Source organism: Streptomyces clavuligerus, assembly GCF_005519465.1.
Lineage (GTDB): Bacteria > Actinomycetota > Actinomycetes > Streptomycetales > Streptomycetaceae > Streptomyces > Streptomyces clavuligerus.
This window is the reverse complement of the sequence record NZ_CP027858.1, coordinates 1635539-1657697: the sequence shown is the minus strand read 5'-3', so window position 1 is coordinate 1657697 and position 22159 is coordinate 1635539. Positions and strand designations below refer to the sequence as shown.

The 22159-nt window shown below is 72.1% G+C and carries 19 protein-coding genes and 1 riboswitch; of the genes, 12 read left to right on the top strand and 7 right to left on the bottom strand.

Features of this window, described 5'->3' with window-relative positions; genetic code table 11:
• Positions 1–165: 165 nt before the first annotated feature.
• The 6 genes from CRV15_RS06595 to gcvT all read right to left on the bottom strand — a co-directional run bounded on the left by CRV15_RS06595 (position 166) and on the right by gcvT (position 5994).
• Positions 166–684 (bottom strand): ImmA/IrrE family metallo-endopeptidase, encoded by a 519-nt coding sequence (locus tag CRV15_RS06595; protein ID WP_003955825.1) that lies wholly within the window; start codon positions 682–684, stop codon positions 166–168.
• Positions 671–988, bottom strand: coding sequence for a helix-turn-helix domain-containing protein (locus CRV15_RS37850; RefSeq protein ID WP_003955826.1), 318 nt, complete (start codon positions 986–988; stop codon positions 671–673). Before CRV15_RS37850 ends, CRV15_RS06595 begins: the two co-directional genes overlap by 14 nt.
• Positions 989–1232: 244 nt before the next feature.
• Positions 1233–2600, bottom strand: coding sequence for an L-serine ammonia-lyase (locus CRV15_RS06585; protein WP_003955827.1), 1368 nt, complete (start codon positions 2598–2600; stop codon positions 1233–1235).
• A gap of 360 nt (positions 2601–2960) precedes the next feature.
• Complete coding sequence (glyA, locus tag CRV15_RS06580; RefSeq protein WP_003955828.1) at positions 2961–4220, bottom strand: serine hydroxymethyltransferase; 1260 nt, start codon at positions 4218–4220, stop codon at positions 2961–2963.
• A gap of 79 nt (positions 4221–4299) precedes the next feature.
• Positions 4300–4677 carry a glycine cleavage system protein GcvH gene (gene gcvH, locus CRV15_RS06575; protein ID WP_003955829.1) on the bottom strand — a complete coding sequence of 126 codons (378 nt, stop codon included), beginning with the start codon at positions 4675–4677 and terminating at the stop codon, positions 4300–4302.
• A gap of 201 nt (positions 4678–4878) precedes the next feature.
• Complete coding sequence (gcvT, locus tag CRV15_RS06570; RefSeq protein ID WP_003955830.1) at positions 4879–5994, bottom strand: glycine cleavage system aminomethyltransferase GcvT; 1116 nt, start codon at positions 5992–5994, stop codon at positions 4879–4881.
• Positions 5995–6152: 158 nt separating this feature from the next.
• Positions 6153–6247, bottom strand: a riboswitch (glycine riboswitch).
• A 308-nt stretch (positions 6248–6555) separates the two neighbouring features.
• Here gcvT and CRV15_RS06565 point away from each other — a divergent pair.
• The 12 genes from CRV15_RS06565 to CRV15_RS06505 all read left to right on the top strand — a co-directional run bounded on the left by CRV15_RS06565 (position 6556) and on the right by CRV15_RS06505 (position 21349).
• Positions 6556–7233: an AAA family ATPase gene (locus CRV15_RS06565; protein ID WP_003961923.1), complete on the top strand. Its 678-nt coding sequence runs from the start codon at positions 6556–6558 to the stop codon at positions 7231–7233.
• Positions 7234–7387: 154 nt separating this feature from the next.
• A complete protein-coding gene (locus CRV15_RS06560; RefSeq protein ID WP_003955833.1) occupies positions 7388–8206 on the top strand; it encodes an enhanced serine sensitivity protein SseB in 819 nt (272 codons plus the stop codon).
• A gap of 182 nt (positions 8207–8388) precedes the next feature.
• Positions 8389–9183: an enhanced serine sensitivity protein SseB C-terminal domain-containing protein gene (locus CRV15_RS06555; protein ID WP_003955834.1), complete on the top strand. Its 795-nt coding sequence runs from the start codon at positions 8389–8391 to the stop codon at positions 9181–9183.
• Between the two features lie 611 nt (positions 9184–9794).
• Positions 9795–10796, top strand: coding sequence for an ABC transporter permease (locus tag CRV15_RS06550; protein WP_003955836.1), 1002 nt, complete (start codon positions 9795–9797; stop codon positions 10794–10796).
• Between the two features lie 110 nt (positions 10797–10906).
• Positions 10907–12682: an ABC transporter substrate-binding protein gene (locus CRV15_RS06545; RefSeq protein WP_003955837.1), complete on the top strand. Its 1776-nt coding sequence runs from the start codon at positions 10907–10909 to the stop codon at positions 12680–12682.
• A 210-nt stretch (positions 12683–12892) separates the two neighbouring features.
• The gene (locus CRV15_RS06540; protein ID WP_009997612.1) at positions 12893–13867 is read left to right on the top strand and encodes an ABC transporter permease; all 975 of its coding nucleotides are present in this window, start codon (positions 12893–12895) and stop codon (positions 13865–13867) included.
• Positions 13864–14994 carry an ABC transporter ATP-binding protein gene (locus CRV15_RS06535; RefSeq protein ID WP_003955839.1) on the top strand — a complete coding sequence of 377 codons (1131 nt, stop codon included), beginning with the start codon at positions 13864–13866 and terminating at the stop codon, positions 14992–14994. The genes CRV15_RS06540 and CRV15_RS06535 overlap by 4 nt, the downstream gene beginning before the upstream one ends.
• Entirely contained in the window at positions 14991–16292 is a 1302-nt protein-coding gene (locus tag CRV15_RS06530) for a dipeptide ABC transporter ATP-binding protein (RefSeq protein WP_003955840.1), read from the top strand. The genes CRV15_RS06535 and CRV15_RS06530 overlap by 4 nt, the downstream gene beginning before the upstream one ends.
• Positions 16293–16403: 111 nt before the next feature.
• The gene (locus tag CRV15_RS06525) at positions 16404–17066 is read left to right on the top strand and encodes a trimeric intracellular cation channel family protein (RefSeq protein WP_003961926.1); all 663 of its coding nucleotides are present in this window, start codon (positions 16404–16406) and stop codon (positions 17064–17066) included.
• Between the two features lie 150 nt (positions 17067–17216).
• Positions 17217–18059, top strand: coding sequence for a thioesterase family protein (locus CRV15_RS06520; RefSeq protein ID WP_003961927.1), 843 nt, complete (start codon positions 17217–17219; stop codon positions 18057–18059).
• A gap of 155 nt (positions 18060–18214) precedes the next feature.
• The gene (locus CRV15_RS06515; RefSeq protein ID WP_003955843.1) at positions 18215–19123 is read left to right on the top strand and encodes an SRPBCC family protein; all 909 of its coding nucleotides are present in this window, start codon (positions 18215–18217) and stop codon (positions 19121–19123) included.
• 1062 nt (positions 19124–20185) lie between these two features.
• Entirely contained in the window at positions 20186–21349 is a 1164-nt protein-coding gene (locus CRV15_RS06505; RefSeq protein WP_003961929.1) for a cysteine desulfurase family protein, read from the top strand.
• 31 nt (positions 21350–21380) lie between these two features.
• On the opposite strand, the gene CRV15_RS06500 is transcribed toward CRV15_RS06505, so the two are convergent.
• Complete coding sequence (locus tag CRV15_RS06500; RefSeq protein WP_003955846.1) at positions 21381–22130, bottom strand: N-acetylmuramoyl-L-alanine amidase; 750 nt, start codon at positions 22128–22130, stop codon at positions 21381–21383.
• Between the last annotated feature and the right edge of the window lie 29 nt (positions 22131–22159).

Below are 22159 nucleotides of genomic sequence, written 5' to 3'. Positions count from 1 at the left end.
TTTTGAGTGACAGTTTCGCTGGCGCTGTCGGGGTGGGACGCGCGTGGATTACGAGCCGAGCTTGGTCGGCCGGTGCCGCCGCTGAGAAGGGCCGTCTCTGTGCGGGCGCGAGGCTCGCTGCCCTCCCTGTGGGCAGGTCGTTCCATGCCCGGCTGGAGCTTGCCGTCAGTGGGCTGGACCGGAGACGATGCCGAGATTCATCAGGCGGTACGTCATGGCCATCTCGCTCAAATGGAACTGGCTGGCCAACACCCTGACGAGGTCGTGTGTCGTTCGGAAGCTGATGCGCTGAGCCGCGCGACGGACCATGCTCTCAGGTGCCAGCAACGCTGCGGCGAATCGGTTGGCGTCGATCTCCTCGCGGTCGGTGGCCATGCTCGAGACCGCGTTGCGGTAGTTCACACGTGCGTCGGTATCCAGGATCAGCGGTCGGCCTTCGTGCAGGCGTAGATGTCCCAGTTCGTGCGCCACGGTGAATCGCTGTCGCTCGTGCGAGTGAGACTCGTTGACGCCAATGACGCAGCGGCCGTCCTTGCGCAGGAGCATGCCTGAGACGTCATCATCCATGCGTTGGGGGACGACGATGACGCCGAGGGCTCCAGCCAGCTCGAAGGGGTTCACCGGGGGCGCATCAATGCGAAACTCCAGCAGTAGCGCGCGTGCCGCGATGTCAGCCTTCGCCATGATCGCCCCTCATCTTGGATGCTTGCGCCCAGACTGCGGCGACATCGGCAGCATGCCGAGCCGGAAGGTCAGCGGCTTCGTCGGGTTGCAGAGGGGGAAGCAGCTCGGCTGGCTGCACGTTCAACGCCAGTGCGATAAGAGCGAGCCGATAGAGCGGGGGCACCTGTGTCCCGGCCTCGATGTTTGCGATCGAACCACGGGAAAGCCCAGCTCGGCGTCCCAGGTACACCTGCGTTACCCCTGCCCGCTTCCGTGCCTCTCGGATCAGCCCAGCCACAGCCGTGTTGAACGCCTGTTCCTCCATGCTGCCCCCAAGCGCTGCCAGTCTCCCTGACAACCTAATACCCCACGTGCGGCGCTGCACAGGTCCAAGCTCGACCAGAGCGTGTCCGGGCGTGCATCTCACGGTGGGTGTGGCCCTGTCGGCAGGGACTTTTCAGGGACTTTCACGCTTGCCCCAGGGCTGATCCAGGGACTTTCCACCGCGTAAGCAGGGAACGCCCTGACAGCGCTGAAAGATGTAAACACGCTGGTCAGGGCCTATAGCCTCAGCACTCGATGATGTTCACCGCGAGCCCGCCCCGCGCCGTCTCCTTGTACTTCACCGACATGTCCGCCCCGGTCTCCTTCATCGTCTTGATGACCTTGTCGAGGGAGACCAGATGATTGCCGTCGCCGCGCATCGCCATGCGGGCCGCCGTGACGGCCTTGACCGCCGCCATGCCGTTGCGTTCGATGCAGGGGATCTGGACGAGGCCGCCGACGGGGTCGCAGGTCAGGCCGAGGTTGTGTTCCATGCCGATCTCGGCCGCGTTCTCCACCTGCTCGGGGGTGCCGCCCAGGACCTCGGCGAGGGCGCCCGCGGCCATGGAGCAGGCGGAGCCGACCTCGCCCTGGCAGCCGACCTCGGCGCCGGAGATGGAGGCGTTCTCCTTGAAGAGCATGCCGATCGCGCCCGCCGCCAGCAGGAAGCGGACCACGCCCTCGTCGTCGGCGCCGGGGACGAAGTTCATGTAGTAGTGCAGCACCGCGGGGATGATGCCCGCCGCGCCGTTGGTGGGGGCGGTGACCACCCGGCCGCCGGCCGCGTTCTCCTCGTTGACGGCCATCGCGTAGAGGGTGATCCACTCCATGGCGCGGGCCTGCGGGTCGCCCTCGGCGCGGAGCTGGCGGGCGGAGCCCGCGGCCCTGCGGCGGACCCTCAGGCCGCCCGGGAGGATGCCCTCGCGGGAGAGCCCGCGCGAGACGCACGACTGCATCACCCGCCAGATCTCCAGCAGCCCGGCGCGGATCTCGTCCTCCGTGCGCCAGGCCCGCTCGTTCTCCAGCATCAGGGCGGAGATCGACAGACCGGTCTCCCGGGTGAGCCGCAGCAGCTCGTCACCGGTGCGGAACGGGTACTTCAGCACGGTGTCGTCGAGCTTGATCCGGTCCTCGCCGACCGCGTCCTCGTCCACCACGAAGCCGCCGCCGACCGAGTAGTACGTCTTGGTGAGCAGCGGCTCGCCCCGCTCGTCGTGGGCGGCCATCGTCATGCCGTTGGCGTGGTAGGGCAGGGCCTTGCGGCGGTGGAGCACCAGATCGCGGTCGAAGTCGAAGGCGATCCCGTGCATGCCGAGCACCTCGATCCGCCCGGATTCCTTGATCCGCTCCACCTCCGCGTCGGCGGTCTCGACGTCGACCGTGCGCGGGGAGTTCCCGGCGAGGCCCAGCAGCACGGCCTTCGGGGTGCCGTGGCCGTGGCCGGTCGCGCCCAGGGAGCCGAACAGCTCGGCCCGGACGGAGACGGTGTGGGCGAGCAGGCCCTCCTTCTTCAGCCGCTGGGCGAACATCCGGGCGGCGCGCATCGGGCCGACCGTATGGGAGCTGGAGGGGCCGATACCGATCGAGAAGAGGTCGAAGACCGAGATGGCCACGGGAACTCCTAGAGCGTGGTAGACGCCGTTGTCTGCCAGGTTCCGCGTCGGCGTGGTGCGCCGGGTGCGGGGCGGGCGTGCGGGTGGTGCGACGGTGCGGTGCTGCGGTGGTGCGGACCGTGCCCCTGCGATGGGTGGCACGGGTGGTGCGGTGGCCCGGTTCGGCCGGGACGGGCGATCGGCGGGCGAGCGACGGACGGTGGCCGACATGGGGCGGGGCACCGCGCCCACTGCACTTCTCCAGTGTGCGCGGTGCCCCTGGCTCCGTACGAACCGTACGGGACCACTCCAAGCAGCCTTCAACCGTACGGGACCGCCACAAGCGACCCTTGAACCGTACGGGACCGGCGCAAGCGATCCTTACAGCCCCGGGTACAGCGGGTGCTTCGCCGCGAGCGCCGAGACCCGGTCCCGCAGCGCCCGCGCGTCGTAGGACGGCTTCAGCGCCTCGGCGATGATGTCGGCGACCTCACGGAAGTCCTCCGCGCCGAAGCCTCGGGTGGCGAGCGCCGGGGTGCCGATGCGCAGACCCGAGGTGACCATCGGGGGCCGCGGGTCGTTCGGGATCGCGTTGCGGTTGACGGTGATCCCGACCTCGTGCAGCCGGTCCTCGGCCTGCTGGCCGTCCAGCTCGGAGTCGCGCAGGTCGACCAGGACGAGGTGGACATCGGTGCCGCCGGAGAGCACGGAGACGCCGTACTCCCGGACGTCGCCCTGGACCAGCCGCTCGGCGATGATCCGCGCGCCCTCCAGGGTGCGCTGCTGGCGCTCCTTGAACTCCTCGGACGCCGCGACCTTGAAGGAGACCGCCTTCGCCGCGATCACATGCTCCAGCGGGCCGCCCTGCTGACCGGGGAAGACCGCGGAGTTGATCTTCTTGGCCAGCTCCTGCGTGGAGAGGATCACACCGCCGCGCGGGCCGCCCAGGGTCTTGTGGGTGGTGGTGGTCACCACATGGGCGTGCGGCACCGGGTTGGGGTGCAGCCCCGCCGCGACCAGGCCCGCGAAGTGGGCCATGTCGACCATCAGATAGGCGCCGACCTCGTCCGCGACCCGGCGGAAGGCGGCGAAGTCGAGCTGCCGGGGGTACGCCGACCAGCCCGCCACGATCAGCTTCGGCCGGTGCTCCTTGGCGAGCTGCTCCACCTGCGCCATGTCGACCTGGCCGGTGGCCTCGTCCACGTGGTAGGCGACCACGTTGTAGAGCTTGCCGGAGAAGTTGATCTTCATGCCGTGGGTCAGGTGCCCGCCGTGGGCGAGGTTCAGACCCATGATCGTGTCGCCGGGCTTGAGCAGGGCGAACATCGCCGCCGCGTTCGCCTGCGCGCCGGAGTGCGGCTGGACGTTCGCGTGCTCGGCGCCGAACAGCTCCTTGATGCGGTCGATCGCGATCTGCTCGACCACGTCGACGTGCTCACAGCCGCCGTAGTAGCGGCGGCCGGGGTAGCCCTCGGCGTACTTGTTGGTGAGGACCGAACCCTGGGCCTCCATGACGGCGACCGGAGCGAAGTTCTCCGAGGCGATCATTTCCAGGGTGGACTGCTGACGGTGGAGCTCGGCGTCGACGGCGGCGGCGACATCGGGGTCCAGCTCATGGAGAGGGGTGTTGAGGAGCGACATCTCGGGTCCCTGTCATGTGGTCGTGGGCGGGCGGTGGGGCGGAGCCGGGCCGGCCCCGCCGGGGCCGGCCAAGGGCGCCTCAGCTCGCGGTGAAAGCCTCGTACTCGTCGGCGGTGAGCAGGTCGTCCGGGGTCTCCCCGACCCGCACCTTGAACAGCCAGCCGCCCTCGAACGGGTCGCTGTTCACCAGCGACGGGTCGTCCACCACGTCCTGGTTGGCCTCGACGACCTCACCGGAGACGGGGGAGTAGAGGTCGCTCACGGACTTGGTGGACTCCAGTTCGCCACAGGACTCGCCCGCGGTCACCGTGTCACCGACCGCGGGGAGCTGGGCGAAGACCACGTCACCGAGGGCGGTGGCGGCGAACGCGGTGATCCCGACCGTCGCGACGCCGTCCTCGGTGGCCGACAGCCACTCGTGCTCCTTGCTGTAACGGAGCTGCTGGGGGTTGCTCATGAGCTGAATTCTCCTGTACGCGGGTAGGGGGAAACGACGTGGTGGGGCGGTGTGCGGGGTGCCGCTGGTCACTTTTGCCACAGACCTGTCAAGGACGGTGGCACAGACCCGGCGGCCCGGGACGGGGCGTCCGGCAGGCGGGCACGGCGGACACCCGGTCGGCGCTGCCGCGGCCCGCCGCACGGGCGGACCGCGGAAAGGTCACTTCCGGCGCTTGTAGAACGGGAGCGCCACGACCTGGTACGGCTCATGGCTGCCGCGGATGTCCACACCCACGCCCCCGGTGCCGGGGGCGGCGTGCTCCTGGTCGACATAGGCCATCGCGATCGGCTTCCCCAGCGTGGGGGAGGGGGCGCCCGAGGTCACCGTGCCGATGACCGTGCCGTCCGCCACCACGTCGTACCCGGCCCGGGGGACCCGGCGGCCCTCGGCGACCAGACCGACCAGGACCCGCGGCGGGGCGGTCCGCGCCCGCTCCGCGGCCTGCTCCAGCGCCGCCCGGCCCACGAAGTCGCCCTCCTTCTCGAACTTGACCACCCGGCCGAGCCCGGCGTCGAAGGGGGTGAGCGAGGTGGTCAGCTCATTCCCGTACAGCGGCATGCCCGCCTCCAGGCGCAGGGTGTCCCGGCAGGACAGCCCGCAGGGCGCCAGACCGGCCTCGCGGCCCGCCTCGGTCAGCGCCGACCACAGCTTCTCGGCGTACCGGGGCTCCACGAACAGCTCGAAGCCGTCCTCGCCGGTGTACCCGGTCCGCGCGATCAGCGCGGGCACCCCGGCGACCGTGCCGGGCAGCCCGGCGTAGTACTTCAGCCCGTCCAGATCGGCGTCGGTGAGCTGGGCGAGGATGCCGGGGGACGCGGGTCCCTGCACGGCGAGCAGCGCGTACGCCTCCCGGTCGTCCCGGACCTCCGCGTCGAAACCGGCGGACCGGGCGGTGAGCGCGTCGAGGACCGTCTGCGCGTTGGAGGCGTTGGCGACGACCATGTACTCGGTCTCGCCGAGGCGGTAGACGATCAGGTCGTCCAGGATGCCGCCGTCCTCCTGGCAGATCATGGTGTAGCGCGCGCGGCCGACGGCGACCGAGCCGATGTTGCCGACGAGGGCGAAGTCCAGCAGGGCCGCGGCCTGCGGGCCGAGGACGGTGATCTCCCCCATGTGGGAGAGGTCGAAGAGTCCGGCCCGGGTGCGGACCGCGAGATGCTCGTCGCGCTCGCTGCCGTAGCGCAGCGGCATGTCCCAGCCGGCGAAGTCGGTCATGGTCGCGCCCAGCGAGCGGTGCAGGGCGTCGAGGGCGGTCTGACGAGGGGCATTGCTCATGAAACGGGCTCCCGGGACAGGTCGGGCGAGGACGGTCCTCCCCATCTGTCATCGGAACCTGAGAGGTTCGTCGCGACCCCGCGCTCTCGTCGCTCGCGCGGTCGTGACTTGCACCTTGGGTGGAGCCGCACGGCGGCGGCCCGCTTTTCAGATCTGCCTCGTCACGCGCGGTACGGGGCCTGAGAGATTCAAGGGAGGGACTTGCTCCTTCGGCGCCCGGCACACAGTGCCGGAACTCTCCCGCGCGGATTCAAACGGCCGGTATGCAGTTGGCGGGCACATCATTGCACGCATCCGGGGCGTGTGGGGGATCGCTCCCGCCCGGCTTCAGCGGGCCCGCCGGAGAGCCGGACCCCCGGGGCGCCCGGGGCCCGGCCCCGTCCGGCCGCCCGCCCGGCCCCCGCCCCGCCGGGGGCGCCGGACGCCCGTCCCGGCCGGAGAGGGCGGGCGGCGCCCCGCCACGCGCCGGACGCACTTCCAGGGGAAATCGGTTGTGTCCCATTACCATTTCTTTACGCTTCTTGGGCAAGTGTGTGGTGAGCCGACAAGGGGGAGGGTGTGATGACGTCGCAGTACTCCAGCGCGTACACCACGACGGCCGCGACCAGGGGTGCGCCCACGCGACCACGGGTGGGCCACGCCCGCCGGGGCGCCGCCGCGGCGCCCGTGGTGCGGGACCTCAGAGGCCGAGCGGGGCGCTGCCCCCGGCGGCTGGTCTTCGCGGCGGGGGATCTGGCCGTCGTCTCCGGGCTGCCCGGCAGCGGCAAGTCCACCCTGATCCGGCAGGCGGCACGGGGCAGAGCCCTGGACTCCCAGGACACCCGGGACCGCTGGGACGCGCGGACGCCCTCCTTCCTCCCGTACACCGTCTACCGCCCCCTGGTCCGGCTGGCCCACTACGCCCGGCTGTGGCGCGCCCTCCGCTCGGGGGAGGGCGTCGTCGTCCACGACTGCGGCACCCAGGCATGGGTGCGGCGCTGGCTCGCCCGGGAGGCCCGCCGCCGGGGGACCGCGCTCCATCTGGTGCTGCTCGACGTGGAGCCGGAGGTGGCCCGGCAGGGCCAGCGCGAGCGCGGCCGGGGCGTCTCCCGCCCTGCCTTCGCCCGCCACCGCCGGGGCGTCGGCCGGCTGATCGCCCAGGTGGAGGCGGGCGATGTGCCGGGCGGCTGCGCCTCGGCCGTCCTGCTCGACCGGGACGCCGCGTCCGCGCTCACCCTGCTCGGCTTCGGGCAGGGCTGAGCGGCCATTAGGGTCGGGGGGTCAAGAGGGCCGGAGGGGTGAGGTGTCACGTCGTCACAGACGTCACACCGAGGGGAAACCGGTCCGCCGCGCCGGGAACCCGCACCAGCGGGCCGCCGGGGACCCGCACCGCCGGGGGAGAGGCCAGCACACCATGACCATTCCGGAGCAGGTACGTCCGCACAGCGCGGGCTGGCCCGCCAACGAGCTCGAAGAAGCCCTCGCCGCCTCTCTCGGCGACCCCTCCGCCGGGGCCCGGCTGCTGGAGGTGCTCGGCCGCAGCCCGGTCTGGGTGCCGCTGCCCGAGGGCGGCTCCACGGAGAGCCGCCATCTCGACCTCCCCACGCTGGAGCTGGACGGCGCCCCTTATGTCCCCGTCTTCAGCTCCGAGGGACAGTTCCTCGACTGCGTGGGCACGCACATGTCGTACACGGTGGCCCCCGCCCGGGACTTCGCCCGCGGGCTGCCGCCCCAGCTCGGCATCGCCGTGAACCCGGGCGGGGCCGTCGGCGCGCCGCTGCCCCCGCCCGCCGTCGCCGAGCTGTGCCGGGCCGGGACGCTCTCGCCCGACGCGCCCGGGGCGGGCGGCCGGGTCCGGATGTACGAGCCGGACTGGCAGGAGGAGCCGGTCGACTTCCTCGCCGCCGCGGCGCAGGAGTTCCGCGAGACCGGCGTCGTCCTCAGCGCCCGCCGCGTCCTCGCCTCCGTGGAGGGCGACCCGCCCGCCCTCTTCATCGGCGTCCAGCTCCTGACCCCGCCGGTTCCCGAGCCCTGGGAGGGGCAGGGCCCGGCGGGCGCCGAGCCCTGGGAGAGCCCCGAGCGCACGGCGCCCCTGGACGCGCTCGGCCGGGCGCTCGGCCGGGTCCAGGTGCCCTGGCCGGTCCATCTCGTCCTGCTGGACCTCGCCGGACAGGACCCGGTCGCCCAGGCGATGCTGGAGCGCGTACGCCCCTTCCACCAGCACGGAGACTGACCGCGACGGCCCGGCCCGGCCCGTACGGCGCGGAACGGACAGCGGCGGCGCGCCGCCGCCGTCCCGTCGACATCAAGTCCGCGTAAGGGCGGCCGATTAAGCTGGGGCCGTGGCCCGGCCTCCCGCCGGGCCCGAGATTCGGTTGTGCTGACAGTGGAGTCAGGAGACGAAAGGACCCCAGGGTGAGCCCGTCAGGCACCGCGGCGGCCGGCCAGGTCGAGCACATGCTGCGCCAGGTGACGCCCGGACGCTACGACGCGTACGAGGCACTGCTCACGGCGCTCGCCGACCCGGCCCGGGGCAGGGTCTGGATGCTGCTCTGGCACGGCACCCCGGGCTCCCCCGAGGCCCAGTACGGAAATGTGGAGATCGACGGCCTCGGTTACGCCCCCTGCGCCACCTCCGCCGAGGAGCTGGCCGGCTCCGGCTGGACCCGCGCCCACGAGGTGGTGTCCGGGGTCGACATCGCCCGCACCCTGTTCCCCGAGCGCTGGGGCATCTGGCTCAACCCGCACGCCCCGGGCGGCGGGGTCGGCATCCCCTGGACCGATCTGCGCCGGATCGCCACCGGCCTGGACCGGATGCCCGCGGGACCGCTGCGGCTGTCCGAACCGGCGCTGGAGATCCCGCACTTCTACGCCCTGCTCGCGCAGAACGCCCACCGTACCCCCGCCGTCCGCTCACTGCGCCGGGCCTGGGTGCAGCCCGCCCTGGGCGCCCCCTATCTCGCCGTCGGCCTCGACCTCTACGACACCGGCCCGGCCTCGGTGGACACGGTCCGCGCGATGATGCAGCAGTCCATCGCCGCCGTCCCCGAGGGGCTGCCGGTCTCCACGGTCGCCATGTCCGACGAGTACGACCCGGTGGCGATGTGGATGCGGGCGCTGGCCCGGCCCTTCTACGACCGGGAGGCGCACGGCGGCGGCGCGGAACGCCCCGGCGGCTACGGCTACCCCCCGGCCGCCCCCGCCCACTGAGCCCCGCCCGCCCACCGTCCGCCCACCGGCCAGGGCCCGCCGACCACCGGGCCCTCGCCCGACCGCCGGCCGCCGCCCGCCGGGCCCTCGTCCGGCCACCGGCCACCGGCCGCCGACCGCCGGGCCTCGTCCGGGCCCGCTCCACCGGCCCCCACCCGGGCGCCGCGCCCGCGGCGCCTCTTATCCCTGCGCCGTTCCGCGCCCTCACCGAGGAAAGCCGCTCCCGGACCGGCCCCCACCGGCGAAAACATTCTCGAATTTCCATCCCACCTTCGAAACCGGGAATCGGCCACCTGTCCGCATTGCCGAGACTGTCGCAACTATCCATCGGTAATGGGTACATGGCGTTCCGCTGAGCTTGTGCCGAAGTCCGGATAACGGAACTCATCTACACGCATCACGTTTGGGCAACCATTCCCCGAGGGGGCTGGCGGCTGATCGCGTGACCATTGAAGACTCCCGCAGCAAGGGAAGTTTGGCCGGGTGTGCGTCCCAGTTCATACGGACATCTCGCTCCAAGTGCCCCACGTACGCCAGAAGTTGTGAAAGAAGCCGCTCCAGCGGCGGGTACGGGCCGGTGAATCAGCCGGTCGAGAGGGGTTCCCACCACGATGACGGCACCAACGCACGACACGAGCGCGGACACGGAGAAGTCCACCTCCGGCAGCGCGGAGCCGGCGGTCGCCCGGAAGGTCGAGGGGCGGTCGCTGGGCCGGATCGCCTGGACCCGTCTCAAGCAGGACAAGCTGGCGCTCGCCGGCGGAATCGTCGTGGCCCTCCTCATCCTGGTGGCGGTCTTCGCGCCACTGATCGTCTCGCTCTTCGGACATCCGCCGAACCAGTTCAACCAGGACAAGATCGACCCGCTCTTCGGCACCCCGAAGGGCGCCTTCGGCGGCATCAGCGGCGAGCATCTGCTCGGCGTCGAGCCCAACAACGGCCGCGACGTGTTCAGCCGTATCGTCTACGGCGCCCGGATCTCGCTGCTGGTGGCCTTCCTCGCGGCGCTGCTCGCCGTCGTGCTCGGCACCGTGCTCGGCGTCGTCGCCGGATACTTCGGCGGCTGGGTCGACGCGGTCATCAGCCGGGTGATGGACATGCTGCTCTCGTTCCCGCAGCTCCTGTTCATCATCTCCCTGGTCGCGGTCCTCCCGAACGATCTCTTCGGACTGACCGGAAGCAGCGTCCGAATCACCATCCTCGTCTGTGTCATCGGCTTCTTCGGCTGGCCCAACGTCGGCCGGATCGTCCGGGGCCAGACCCTCTCGCTCCGGGAGAAGGAGTACGTCGAGGCCGCCCGCAGCCTGGGCGCCGGACGGCGCTATGTGCTCTTCAAGGAGCTGCTGCCCAACCTGGTGGCGCCGATCACCGTCTACGCCACCCTGATGATCCCCACCAACATCCTCACCGAGGCGGCCCTCAGCTACCTCGGAGCCGGAGTGCGGCCACCGACCGCCTCCTGGGGCCAGATGCTCTCCACCGCGGTGGACACCTACGAGTCCAATCCGACCTTCATGGTCGTACCCGGTCTGGCGATCTTCGTGACGGTGCTGGCCTTCAACCTCTTCGGCGACGGCGTGCGGGACGCGCTCGACCCCAAGGGCACCCGCTGAACACAGACCCGCTGTCCCTGACCACACCGCCCCGGCCCGGCGCCGGAGGCGGTACCCGAAGGCCCCCCGCCAGGCGGGGAAACCCAGTTCATCCGGAGGTTGCAGCAACCATGACTCCCCAGCGTTCGTCCCGGACCCGGCGCGCCGCCGGAGCGGCACTCGTCGTGGCCGCCCTCACCGCCACCGCGGCGTGCGGTGGCGGAGGTTCCGACAGCAAGGGCGAGAGCGGCAAGGGCGCGGGCTTCAACGCCGCCGTGTCCGGCATCGCCAACGCGTCCACCACGAAGGGCGGGACGCTCAAGTTCATCGGCAAGCAGGATCTCGACTCGGCCGACCCGCAGCGCCAGTACTACGGCATGGCCTGGGACTTCTCCCGCTTCTACGCCCGTCAGCTCGTCAGCTACGCCCCCAAGCCGGGCACCGGGGGCACCGAGCTGGTGCCGGACCTGGCCAAGGCCAACGGTGTGGTCTCCGACGGCGGCAAGACCTACACCTACCAGCTCCGGGACGGGATCACCTGGGAGGACGGCTCGCCGATCACCTCCAAGGACATCAAGTACGGCATCGAGCGCATCTGGGCCAAGGAGGTCATCACCGGCGGCCCGGTCTACCTCCAGCAGGTCCTCGACCCCGAGGGCACCTACCCCGGCCCGTACAAGGACAAGTCCCCGGACAAGCTGGGTCTGAAGGCGATCGAGACGCCCGACGACAAGACCATCGTCTTCAAGCTCCCCAAGCCCAACGGCGACTTCGAGCAGATGCTCGCCATGCCCGCCGGCTCGCCCGTCAAGCAGGACAAGGACACCGGGGCCAAGTACCAGCTGAAGCCCTTCTCCTCCGGGCCGTACAAGTTCAAGACGTATGAGCCGAAGAAGCGGATCGTCCTCATCCGCAACGAGAACTGGAAGAAGGAGACCGACCCGATCCGCGCCGCGCTGCCGGACGAGGTCACCGTCACCATCAACACCAACCTCGAAGCGATCGACGAGCTGCTGATCAAGGGCGAGTACGACCTCGACCTGAACGCCACGGGCATGACCCAGGCGGGTCGCACCAAGGCGCTCAAGCAGCACAAGGGCAACGTCGACAACATCGAGACCAGCTTCGTCCGCTATGTCGACATCGCCACCAAGGTGGCGCCGTTCAACAACATCGAGTGCCGCAAGGCCGTGATCTACGCCACCGACTACAAGTCCATCCAGTCGGTCCGCGGCGGCCCGGACGCCGGTGGCAACATCGCCCCCAACATGCTGCCCAAGTCCATCAAGGGCTCGGACGGCTACGACCCGTACGGCGTCCTCGCCCGCGAGGGCAAGCCGGACGCCGCCAAGGCCAAGGACGCGCTGAAGAAGTGCGGCAAGCCGGAGGGCTTCTCCACCAACATCAGCGCGCGCACCAACCAGCCGGGTGAGGTCCAGGCCGCCGAGGCGCTCCAGGAGGCCCTGGGCAAGGTCGGCATCAAGACCCAGGTCGAGACCCTGGACGGCGCCGAGTCGGCGAGCATCACCGGCTCCCCGTCCGTGGTCAAGAAGCGCAACCTCGGTCTGGTCATGACCGGGTGGGGCCCGGACTTCCCGACCGGCCAGGGCTTCTCCCAGCCGCTGGTCGACGGCCGCTTCATCCAGCCGAACGGCAACTACAACGTCTCCGAGACCAATGACCCGAAGATCAACAAGCTCTTCGACGACGCGCTCGCGGAGACCGACCCGGACAAGGCCGGGAAGATCTACCAGCAGATGAACCACGCCGTGAGCGACCTCGCCGTCCAGATGCCGTTCCTGTACGACAAGAACTTCACCTGGCGCAGCTCGCGGCTGACGAACGTCTACTCCACCCACGCCTACAACGGCCGCTACGACTACGTCTCCCTGGGCGTCGTCAAGTAGCCGTGAAGACGGCGGCTGTCCGGCATCCCTGCCGGGCCGCCGCCGGGAGTAGCCCGCCCCCGGTGCCGCTTCACACCCCACCATCGCCCAACCCGCCAGTCCCGAAGGGCAGGTGATGGCCTCGGGCGGCGGCCCGTCCGACCACCGTCAGCGCTGGTCGGACGGGCCGCCGCCGGGCCGAGCACAGTGCTTGCTTATCTCATCCGGCGCTTGTTCGCCGTCGCCATGATGCTGATGGTCGTGCTGCTGACGACCTTCTGCATCTTCTTCGTCCTGCCCAAGTGGGCGGGCCAGGACCCGGCGTACCTCTTCGCCGGAAAGCAGACCGACGAGGCCGCGATCGAGGGCATCCGGGAGAAGCTCGGACTCGCCGACCCCGTGCTGGTGCAGTTCTGGCACTTCGTCCAGGGCCTGGTCATGGGCCGGGAGTACAGCAGCGGTACGGATGTCACCCAGTGCCCCGCACCCTGCTTCGGCTACTCGTTCCGCACCGAGCAGGAGGTGTGGCCGCTGCTGACCGAGGCGATCCCGGTGACGCTCTCGCTCGCCGCCGGGGCCTGTCTGCTCTGGGTCACCGGCGGGGTCGCGGCCGGTGTGGTCTCCGCGCTGCGCCGGGGCACCGTCTGGGACCGGGCCGCGATGACCGTCGCGCTCGCCGGTGTCTCGCTCCCCATCTACTTCACCGGCCTGATCTCGCTGGCGGTCTTCAGCTACCAGCTCGACTGGGTCAGCGGGGAGTACACCCCCATCGAGGAGAACCCGGCCCAGTGGTTCCAGACGCTGATCCTGCCCTGGATCACCCTCGCCTTCCTCTACGCGGCGATGTACGCCCGGCTCACCCGCGCCACCATGCTGGAGATCATGGGTGAGGACTACATCCGCACGGCCCGCGCCAAGGGCCTGACCGAACGGGTGGTCATCGGACGGCACGCCATGCGCTCCACCTGGACGCCGGTCCTGACCCTGCTCGGCCTGGACCTCGGGGCGCTGCTCGGCGGCGCCGTGCTCACCGAGTCCACCTACAACCTGCCCGGCCTGGGGCGGCTCGCGATCGACGCGATCAGCAGCAAGGACCTGCCGCTGATCCTCGGGGTCACCCTCTTCGCCGCGCTCTTCATCTGTGTCGCGAACCTCCTCGTGGACCTTCTGTACGCCGTTGTCGACCCGCGAGTGAGGATCGGATGACCAGCCCCGACCCGTCCGACACGTCCGGCGCGGCCGGGCCCGCCGCCGGGCTCGCGCCCGGAGAGGTCGCCCCGGCAGGTGCCGCGGCGCCCACCGCCTTTCTCGAAGTGCGCGACCTCAGGGTGCACTTCCCCACCGACGACGGTCTGGTGAAGTCCGTCGACGGCCTCAGCTTCCGGCTGGAGAAGGGGAAGACCCTCGGGATCGTCGGCGAGTCCGGCTCCGGCAAGTCCGTCACCTCGCTGGGCATCATGGGACTGCACACGGCCGGTCAGTACGGCCGCCGCAAGGCCAGGATCTCCGGGGAGATCTGGCTCGACGGCCAGGAGCTGCTGGGCGCCGACCCCGACGAGGTGCGCAAGCTGCGCGGCCGGAACATGGCCATGATCTTCCAGGACCCGCTCTCCGCGCTCCACCCGTACTACACGATCGGCAAGCAGATCGTGGAGGCGTACCGCGTCCACCACCCCGTGGACAAGAAGACCGCGCGGACCCGGGCGGTCGAACTCCTCGACCGGGTGGGCATCCCCCAGCCCGACAAGCGGGTGGACAGCTATCCGCACGAGTTCTCCGGCGGGATGCGCCAGCGGGCGATGATCGCCATGTCGCTGGTGAACAACCCCGAGCTGCTGATCGCGGACGAGCCGACCACCGCGCTCGACGTGACCGTGCAGGCGCAGATCCTCGATCTGATCCGCGATCTCCAGAAGGAGTTCGGCTCGGCCGTCATCGTCATCACCCACGATCTGGGGGTCGTCGCCGAGCTGGCCGACGACATCCTGGTGATGTACGGGGGCCGGTGTGTCGAACGCGGCCCCGCCGAGGAGGTCTTCCACGCCCCGCAGCACCCCTACACCTGGGGTCTGCTGGGCTCGATGCCCCGGATCGACCGGGACCAGACCGAGCGGCTGATCCCGGTCAAGGGCTCGCCGCCCAGCCTGATCGACATCCCCGACGGCTGTGCCTTCCACCCCCGGTGCCCGTACGCCGACCTCCCCAAGGGGAATGTGACGCGCACCGAGCGGCCCGAGCTGCGGACCGTCGGCGAGCGGCACTTCTCCGCCTGCCACCTGGAGCCGCAGGAGCGGACGCGGATCTGGACCGAAGAGATTGCGCCCAAGCTGTGAATGACAACGTGAAGATTCCCGGGCAGAAGTCGGCGCCGTCTTCGTCGTCGTCGCGTGAGGACGCGCCCTCGTCATCGGCGGCCTCGGCCTCGGCGGCCTCGCCCTCGTCCTCGGCGGAGGCGCTGCTCACCGTGGAGGGGCTGGTCAAGCACTTCCCCATCCGGACGGGGATGCTGCGCCGGCAGACCGGTGCGGTGCAGGCGGTCGACGGGCTGAGCTTCGACGTGCGCCCGGGGGAGACGCTGGGCGTGGTGGGCGAGTCAGGCTGCGGCAAGTCCACCATGGGACGGCTGATCACCCGGCTGCTGGAGCCCACCGGCGGGAAGATCGTCTTCCAGGGCCATGACATCACCCATCTGAACACCGCCGGGATGCGTCCGCTGCGCCGCGATGTGCAGATGATCTTCCAGGACCCGTACTCCTCGCTGAACCCCCGGCACACGATCGGCACGATCGTCTCGGCCCCGTTCCAGCTCCAGGGGATCACCCCCGAGGGCGGGGTGAAGCGGGAGGTCCAGCGGCTGCTGGAGCTGGTCGGCCTCAACCCCGAGCACTACAACCGCTATCCGCACGAGTTCTCCGGCGGACAGCGTCAGCGCGTCGGCATCGCCCGGGCGCTCGCGCTCAAGCCCAAGCTGGTGGTGGCGGACGAGCCGGTCTCCGCGCTGGACGTCTCCATCCAGGCCCAGGTCGTCAATCTGCTGGACGACCTCCAGGACGAGCTGGGACTCACCTATGTGATCATCGCGCACGATCTCTCGGTGATCCGGCATGTCTCGGACCGGATCGCGGTGATGTACCTCGGCAAGATCGTCGAGCTGGCGGACCGCGCCTCCCTCTACTCGGCGCCGATGCACCCGTACACCCGGGCGCTGCTCTCCGCCGTGCCGGTGCCGGACCCCCGGCGGCGCGGCGGGAAGAGCGAGCGGATTCTGCTGAAGGGCGATGTGCCCTCGCCGATCGCGCCGCCGCCGGGGTGCCGTTTCCACACCCGGTGCTGGAAGGCGACGGAGCGCTGCCGGACGGAGGAGCCGCCGCTGATCGAGCTGCGGCCGGGGCAGCGGGTGGCCTGCCACCACCCGGAGAACGCACCGGACCAGGCGCCGGACGATCCGGCTCTGGGGTCGGCGCGGGAGGCCGTCGAGATCGTGACGGCGGTGCCGAAGGCGGCGGAGCCCGCGCCGGAGCCCGTACCGGAGGCGGACCCGGAGTCCGCTGCCGGAGAGCCGGAGGGCACGGACGGCGCGGAGGGGACGGACGGGACAGAGGGCGCGGACGGGGAGCGGCGGAAGCAGTAGGCCGCGGAAGGCTGGCGGACGAAGGCCGCGGGCGGGCGGCGGACCGGGTTCCGGGCCGCTCCCGCCCCCGCGTGGCCGGGTGCACCGGCACAAAGGGGGCACAATCGTTCGGTGCTCCAAGAATTGTTCACCCCCTCCGTCCAGCATGCGCTCGACCTCGCCGGGATCTTCGTCTTCGCGATATCGGGCGCGCTCCTCGCCGTCCGCAAGAACTTCGATGTCTTCGGCATCGCGGTGCTCGCCGAGGTGACCGCGCTGGGCGGGGGGCTCTTCCGCGACCTGATCATCGGGGCGGTCCCCCCGGCCGCGTTCACCGATCTCGGCTACTTCCTGATGCCCCTGGTGGCCACGGCCATGGTCTTCTTCCTCCACCCGGAGGTCGAGCGGATCCAGGTGGGTGTCAATGTCTTCGACGCGGCGGGCCTCGGACTGTTCTGTGTGACGGGCACGGTCAAGGCGTACGAGTACGGCCTGGGGCTGACGATGTCCGCCGTGCTCGGGCTCGCCACGGCGGTGGGCGGCGGTGTGCTGCGGGACGTCCTCGCCAACGAGGTGCCCTCGCTGCTGCGCTGGGACCGCGACCTCTACGCCGTACCCGCGATCGTCGGCGCGACCATCGTGGCGCTCTGCATCCGCTTCGACACGCTGAACGCGGCCACCGCCGGAGCCGCCGCGCTGACGGCGTTCACCCTGCGGCTGCTGGCGATGCGCTTCCACTGGCGGGCGCCGCGCGCGTGGAACCGCCGCTCGGCGACGGCGGACGACGGCCAGTGAGCCGCCGGGCCGGGTGCGCCGCCGGTCCGGCGCGGGTGCCGACGGTCGCCGTGCGGCGGGTGGTGACTCCCGGTGAGCGCCGGGTGCGGCCCCCTGGAGAGTGACTCGATTAAGCTACCGCTCAGTAGTGGACTGTTGTACGGTGCGGCCATGGCACAGGCAGTTCAGGCATCCATCGGGGACAGCGAGTTCGACCGCGACACCGCCGTCACCCTCCGCGCGCCCGGCGTCCACGAGGCGCGCCTCTCGGCGGGCTGGACCATCTTCGGGGCCGTCAACGGCGGCTATCTGCTGGCCCTGACCGGCCGCGCGCTCAGCGGGACGCTGCCCCACCCCGACCCGTTCACCGTCTCCGCCCACTACCTCAGCGCCTCCCGCCCCGGCCCGGCGGTGATCCGCACCGAGACGGTCCGCACCGGCCGGACCCTCTCCACCGGACAGGCGTCCCTCGTGCAGTACGAGGAGGACGGCACCGAGGTCGAACGCATCCGCGTGCTGGCCACCCACGGCGACCTCGACGGGCTCGCCCCCGAGGTGCGCACCTCGGCCCGGCCGCCCGCGATCCCCCCGTACGAGCGGTGCCCCGGACCCGCCGACGCGCCGGTGTCCCTCCCCGGCGGCGCGGAGATCATGGACCGGCTCGCCGTCCGGCTGGACCCTGCGACCGCCGGATGGGTACTCGGCGCCCCCTCCGGCCGGGGCGAGATGCGCGGCTGGTTCGGTCTCGCCGACGGCCGCGACCCCGACCCCCTGGCCCTGCTGCTCGCCGTCGACGCGCTGCCGCCGACCTCCTTCGACCTGGGGCTGAAGGGCTGGACCCCGACCGTCGAGCTGACCGTCCACATCCGCTGCCGCCCCGCGCCGGGACCGCTGCGGGTCGCGATCTCCACCCGCAACCTCGCGGGCGGCTTCCTGGAGGAGGACGCGGAGATCTGGGACAGCGCGGACCGGCTGGTCGCCCAGTCCCGCCAGCTCGCCAAGGCGCCGCTGTGACCCCTGCCGGGGCGCCCGGCCCCTGACCGGCCCCGCCCGGCGCGGCGGGGGAGCCCGGCGGGCGGCTGCCGGTTAGGGTCGGCCGTGCCCCGGCCGGTCCCGCCTCTGGCTGCCCACGCCGCCCACCGCCGGGGCGCGAGGGAGGACCGCTCCTCATGGACGCGCACCCCGACGCCATCGCCCCGGCCGGTGCGGGACGCACCGCGCTGCGGCTGGAGCGCCGTGTCGACGAGCCGCCCGCCCGGGTCTGGGCGGCCCTGACCGAACCGGAGCTGCTCGCCCGCTGGTTCCCCGCCCGGGTGGCCCTGGAGCCGCGCGCCGGGGGGACGATCGGCTTCCTCGTCTCCGGCGCGTCCGGTGGGTCCGCCGGCGAGTCCGCCGATGGGCCACGCGGCGAGGAGGAGCCGACGTCGACCGGGACGGTCACCGCCTGGGACGAGCCCCGGCTGTTCGCCTTCACCTGGGGCGAGGACGAACTGCGCTGGGAGACGGCCCCGGACGGGGACGGCACCCTGCTCACCCTGACGCACACCTTCGGCGACCCCTGGGGCGCGGCGAGCTTCGCCTCCGGGTGGCACCTCTGCCTCACCGCGCTCTCCCAACTGCTCGCCGGGCAGGAGATCACCGCGGGCCGGGACAGTGCCGGGACGCTGCACGAGGAGTACGTCCACCGCCTCGGCCTGGACCGGGGAACGGTCGAACCCACCGGCGACGGCGGGCGGCGCATCCGTTACGAACGCCAGCTCGTCCGGCCCGCCACGACGGTCTGGGACGAGCTGACCGGGCCCACCACCCCGCTGCTGAGCGGCCCGGTGCCGCCCGGGTTCACCGTCCCCGGGGCCCGGCCGGGCCGGATCACCGAACTGCGCCCGCCCCGGCTGCTGGCGTACGAGCCGCCGTCCGGGGGAGAGGTCCGCTGGCGGCTCCAGGAGGGCACCGGCCACGGCGCCCGGCTGATCCTGACCGCGACCGTCCCCGGGGAGGCCGAGGACACGGCCGAGGCGACCCTGGAGTCCTGGCGGACCCGGATCGAACGGCTGGCGGCGGAGCTGACGCGCCGCTAGGGGGTTGCTGTCGGCGTCCTGCCCGCGCCGTGGCTGTTCGTCGGCTGCCCGTGTGCCGCGGGGAGTTCGGGGGAGCGTCCCGGCGGGCTCGGGAGGCGTCCCTCCGCGGGCGGATTCCTTCCGCCGCTGTGCGGTGCTTCTCCGCACGCGGGAGGTGCCCTCGGCCGGGTGGGCGGCGGTCCTGCGGCGGTGCTTCCTGGTCAGGTGGTGCGGTGGGCGTTCTGTTCGCGCCGCGACGGCTCGCGCGCTCCCTGTGTGCCGGGGGCTCGGGAGGCGTCCCGGCGGGCCTGGGAGGTGTTCCTTCCGTTGTGCCCCTCCGTGGGTGGATTGCTTCCGCCGCCGTGCGGTGTTTCCCCGTACGCGGGAGGTGTGCCCTCGGCCGGGTGGACGGCGGTCCAGCGACGGTGCTCCCCGGCCAGGTGGTGCGGTGGGTGTCCTGTCCGCGCTGCGACGGCTCGCGCGCTCCCTGTGTGCCGGGGGCTCGGGAGGTGTCCCGGCGGGCCTGGGAGGTGTTCCTTCCGTTGTGCCCCTCCGTGGGTGGATTCCTTCCGCCGCCGTGCGGTGCTTCCCCGCACGCGGGAGGTGTGCCCCCGGCCGGGTGGACGGCGGTCCAGCGACGGTGCTCCCCGGCCAGGTGGTGCTGTGGGCGTCCCGTCCGCGCCGCGACCGCTCGCAGGCTGCCCGTGTGCCTGGCGGCATGGGGGAGGTGCCCCGGCCGCACGCGGATTCCTGCCTCCGTACCGGCCCCGCAGGCCGCACCGCCTCCCGGCGGACGGCGTTCCTCCGGCGGTGCTCCCCGGCCGGACGCGGCGTGCCGCCACCGCCGTGGCGTCCGGGCCGGTGGCCGGGCGGGCCGACGGCGCGACCGGGGGTACGGGGGCCGCTTCGGACCGCCTCCCCGGGCCGGGCCGTCGGCGGCGGGCGGCCCGGGCGGGCGTCGTGGACGGCGCCTTCCGGCCCGGCCGAGGAGGTGCCGCGGCCGGGGTGCGGGCGGGTGCGCACCGGCGTACACCCCTGCGCCTCGTCCGTGCTCCAGGGGCGCCTCGTAGAATCGTGGCCACCATGGCTTACCTCGACCACGCCGCGACCACTCCGATGCTGCCGGAGGCCGTCGCGGCGATGACCGCGCAGCTCACCGTCACCGGCAATGCCTCGGCACTGCACGCAGCCGGGCGCCGGGCCCGCCGGACCGTCGAGGAGGCCCGCGAGACCCTGGCCGACGCCCTCGGCGCCCGCCCCAGCGAGGTGGTCTTCACCTCCGGCGGCACCGAGGCCGACAACCTCGCCGTCAAGGGCCTCTACTGGCAGCGCCGCGACGCCGACCCCGCCAGGACCCGCGTCCTCGCCAGCCCCGTCGAGCACCACGCCGTCCTCGACGCCGTCGACTGGCTCGGCGGGCACGAGGGCGCGACCGTCGAGTATCTGCCGGTGGACCGCTACGGCCGGGTGCGCCCGGAGGCGCTGCGGGAGGCCATCGAGCGCGACCCCGACGATGTGGCGCTGGCCACCGCGATGTGGGCCAACAACGAGATCGGCACCGTCACACCGGTCGGCGAGCTGGCCGCCGTGGCCGCCGAGTTCGGGGTGCCGCTGCACTCCGACGCCGTCCAGGCGTTCGGACAGGTCGAGGTCGGCTTCGCCGGGTCCGGGCTCGCGGCCATGACGGTCTCCAGCCACAAGATCGGCGGCCCGTACGGCATCGGCGCGCTGCTGCTCGGCCGCGAGTACACCCCCGTCCCCGTGCTGCACGGCGGCGGACAGGAGCGCCATGTCCGCTCCGGCACCCTCGACGTCCCCGCGATCGCCGGTTTCGCGGTGGCCGCGCGGCTCGCCGCCGAGCGCCGCGCCGACTTCGCCCGGGAGGTCGGGGCGCTCCGCGACGAACTGGTCGCGGCCGTCCGCGCGGCGGTCCCGGACGCGATCCTCGGCGGCGACCCCGTGGACCGGCTCCCGGCCAACGCCCACTTCACCTTCCCCGGCTGCGAGGGCGACTCGCTGCTCCTCCTCCTCGACGCCCAGGGCATCGAGTGCTCCACCGGCTCCGCCTGCACGGCGGGGATCGCGCAGCCCAGCCATGTGCTGCTCGCCACCGGGACCGATCCCGACCTGGCCCGGGGCACCCTCCGCTTCAGCCTGGGGCACACCTCCACGCGCGAGGACGTGGCCGCCCTCGCCGCCGCGATCGGCCCCGCCGTGGAACGGGCGCGCACCGCAGGACTGAGCTGACCCGCCCGCCCGGCCCGCGCGGCGCCCGCCCTCAGCCCCGGTGCGCCGTACGGGCCGCGGGCAGTGCCGCCCGCACCAGCCGCAGATAGCGGTCCCAGTCCCAGTGCGGCCCGGGGTCCGTGTGGTCGGTCCCCGGCACCTCCACATGCCCGATGATGTGCTCGCGGTCCGCCGGCAGCCCGTAGCGGACGCAGATCCCCGCCGTGAGCCGCGCCGAGCCCTCGTACATCGCCGCCGTGAAGTCCTCGGGCCGGTCCACGAACCCCTCGTGCTCTATCCCGACACTGCGTTCGTTGAACGGGCGGTTGCCCGCGTGGAAGGCCACGTCCAGCTCGCGGATCATCTGGGCGACATGGCCGTCCTTGCGGACGACATAGTGGGTCGCCGCCCCGTGCCCCGGGTTCTTGAAGACCCTCAGGGCCGTCGGATAGCTGCCCTGGACCACATGGATGATCACCCGGTCGATGCGGTAGTCGTCGGGGCGGTCGGCCAGCCGCCAGTTGGCCCGGGACGCCGGGGTCCACTCGGCGCCCTTGTGGTCCAGCGTGCCCTCCTCGCGGGGCTTCGTCACCCCCGGTATCTGCCACCACAGCCGCCGCAGCTCGTCCTGGGCGAGCACCGCGCCCGTGCCCACCGCCGCCGCGGCGCCGCCCAGCAGCAGCCCGCGCCGGCTGACCCGGGGCGCGGGCCGTCCCGCGCTCCGCCCGCCCGCACCGCCACGGCGTCCGCCGCCGTGCCCGCCGTCACCGCTCGTGCCGCCACGGGCCGTATCGCTGTCCATGCGCTGTACAACGCGGACACGCGCTGCCG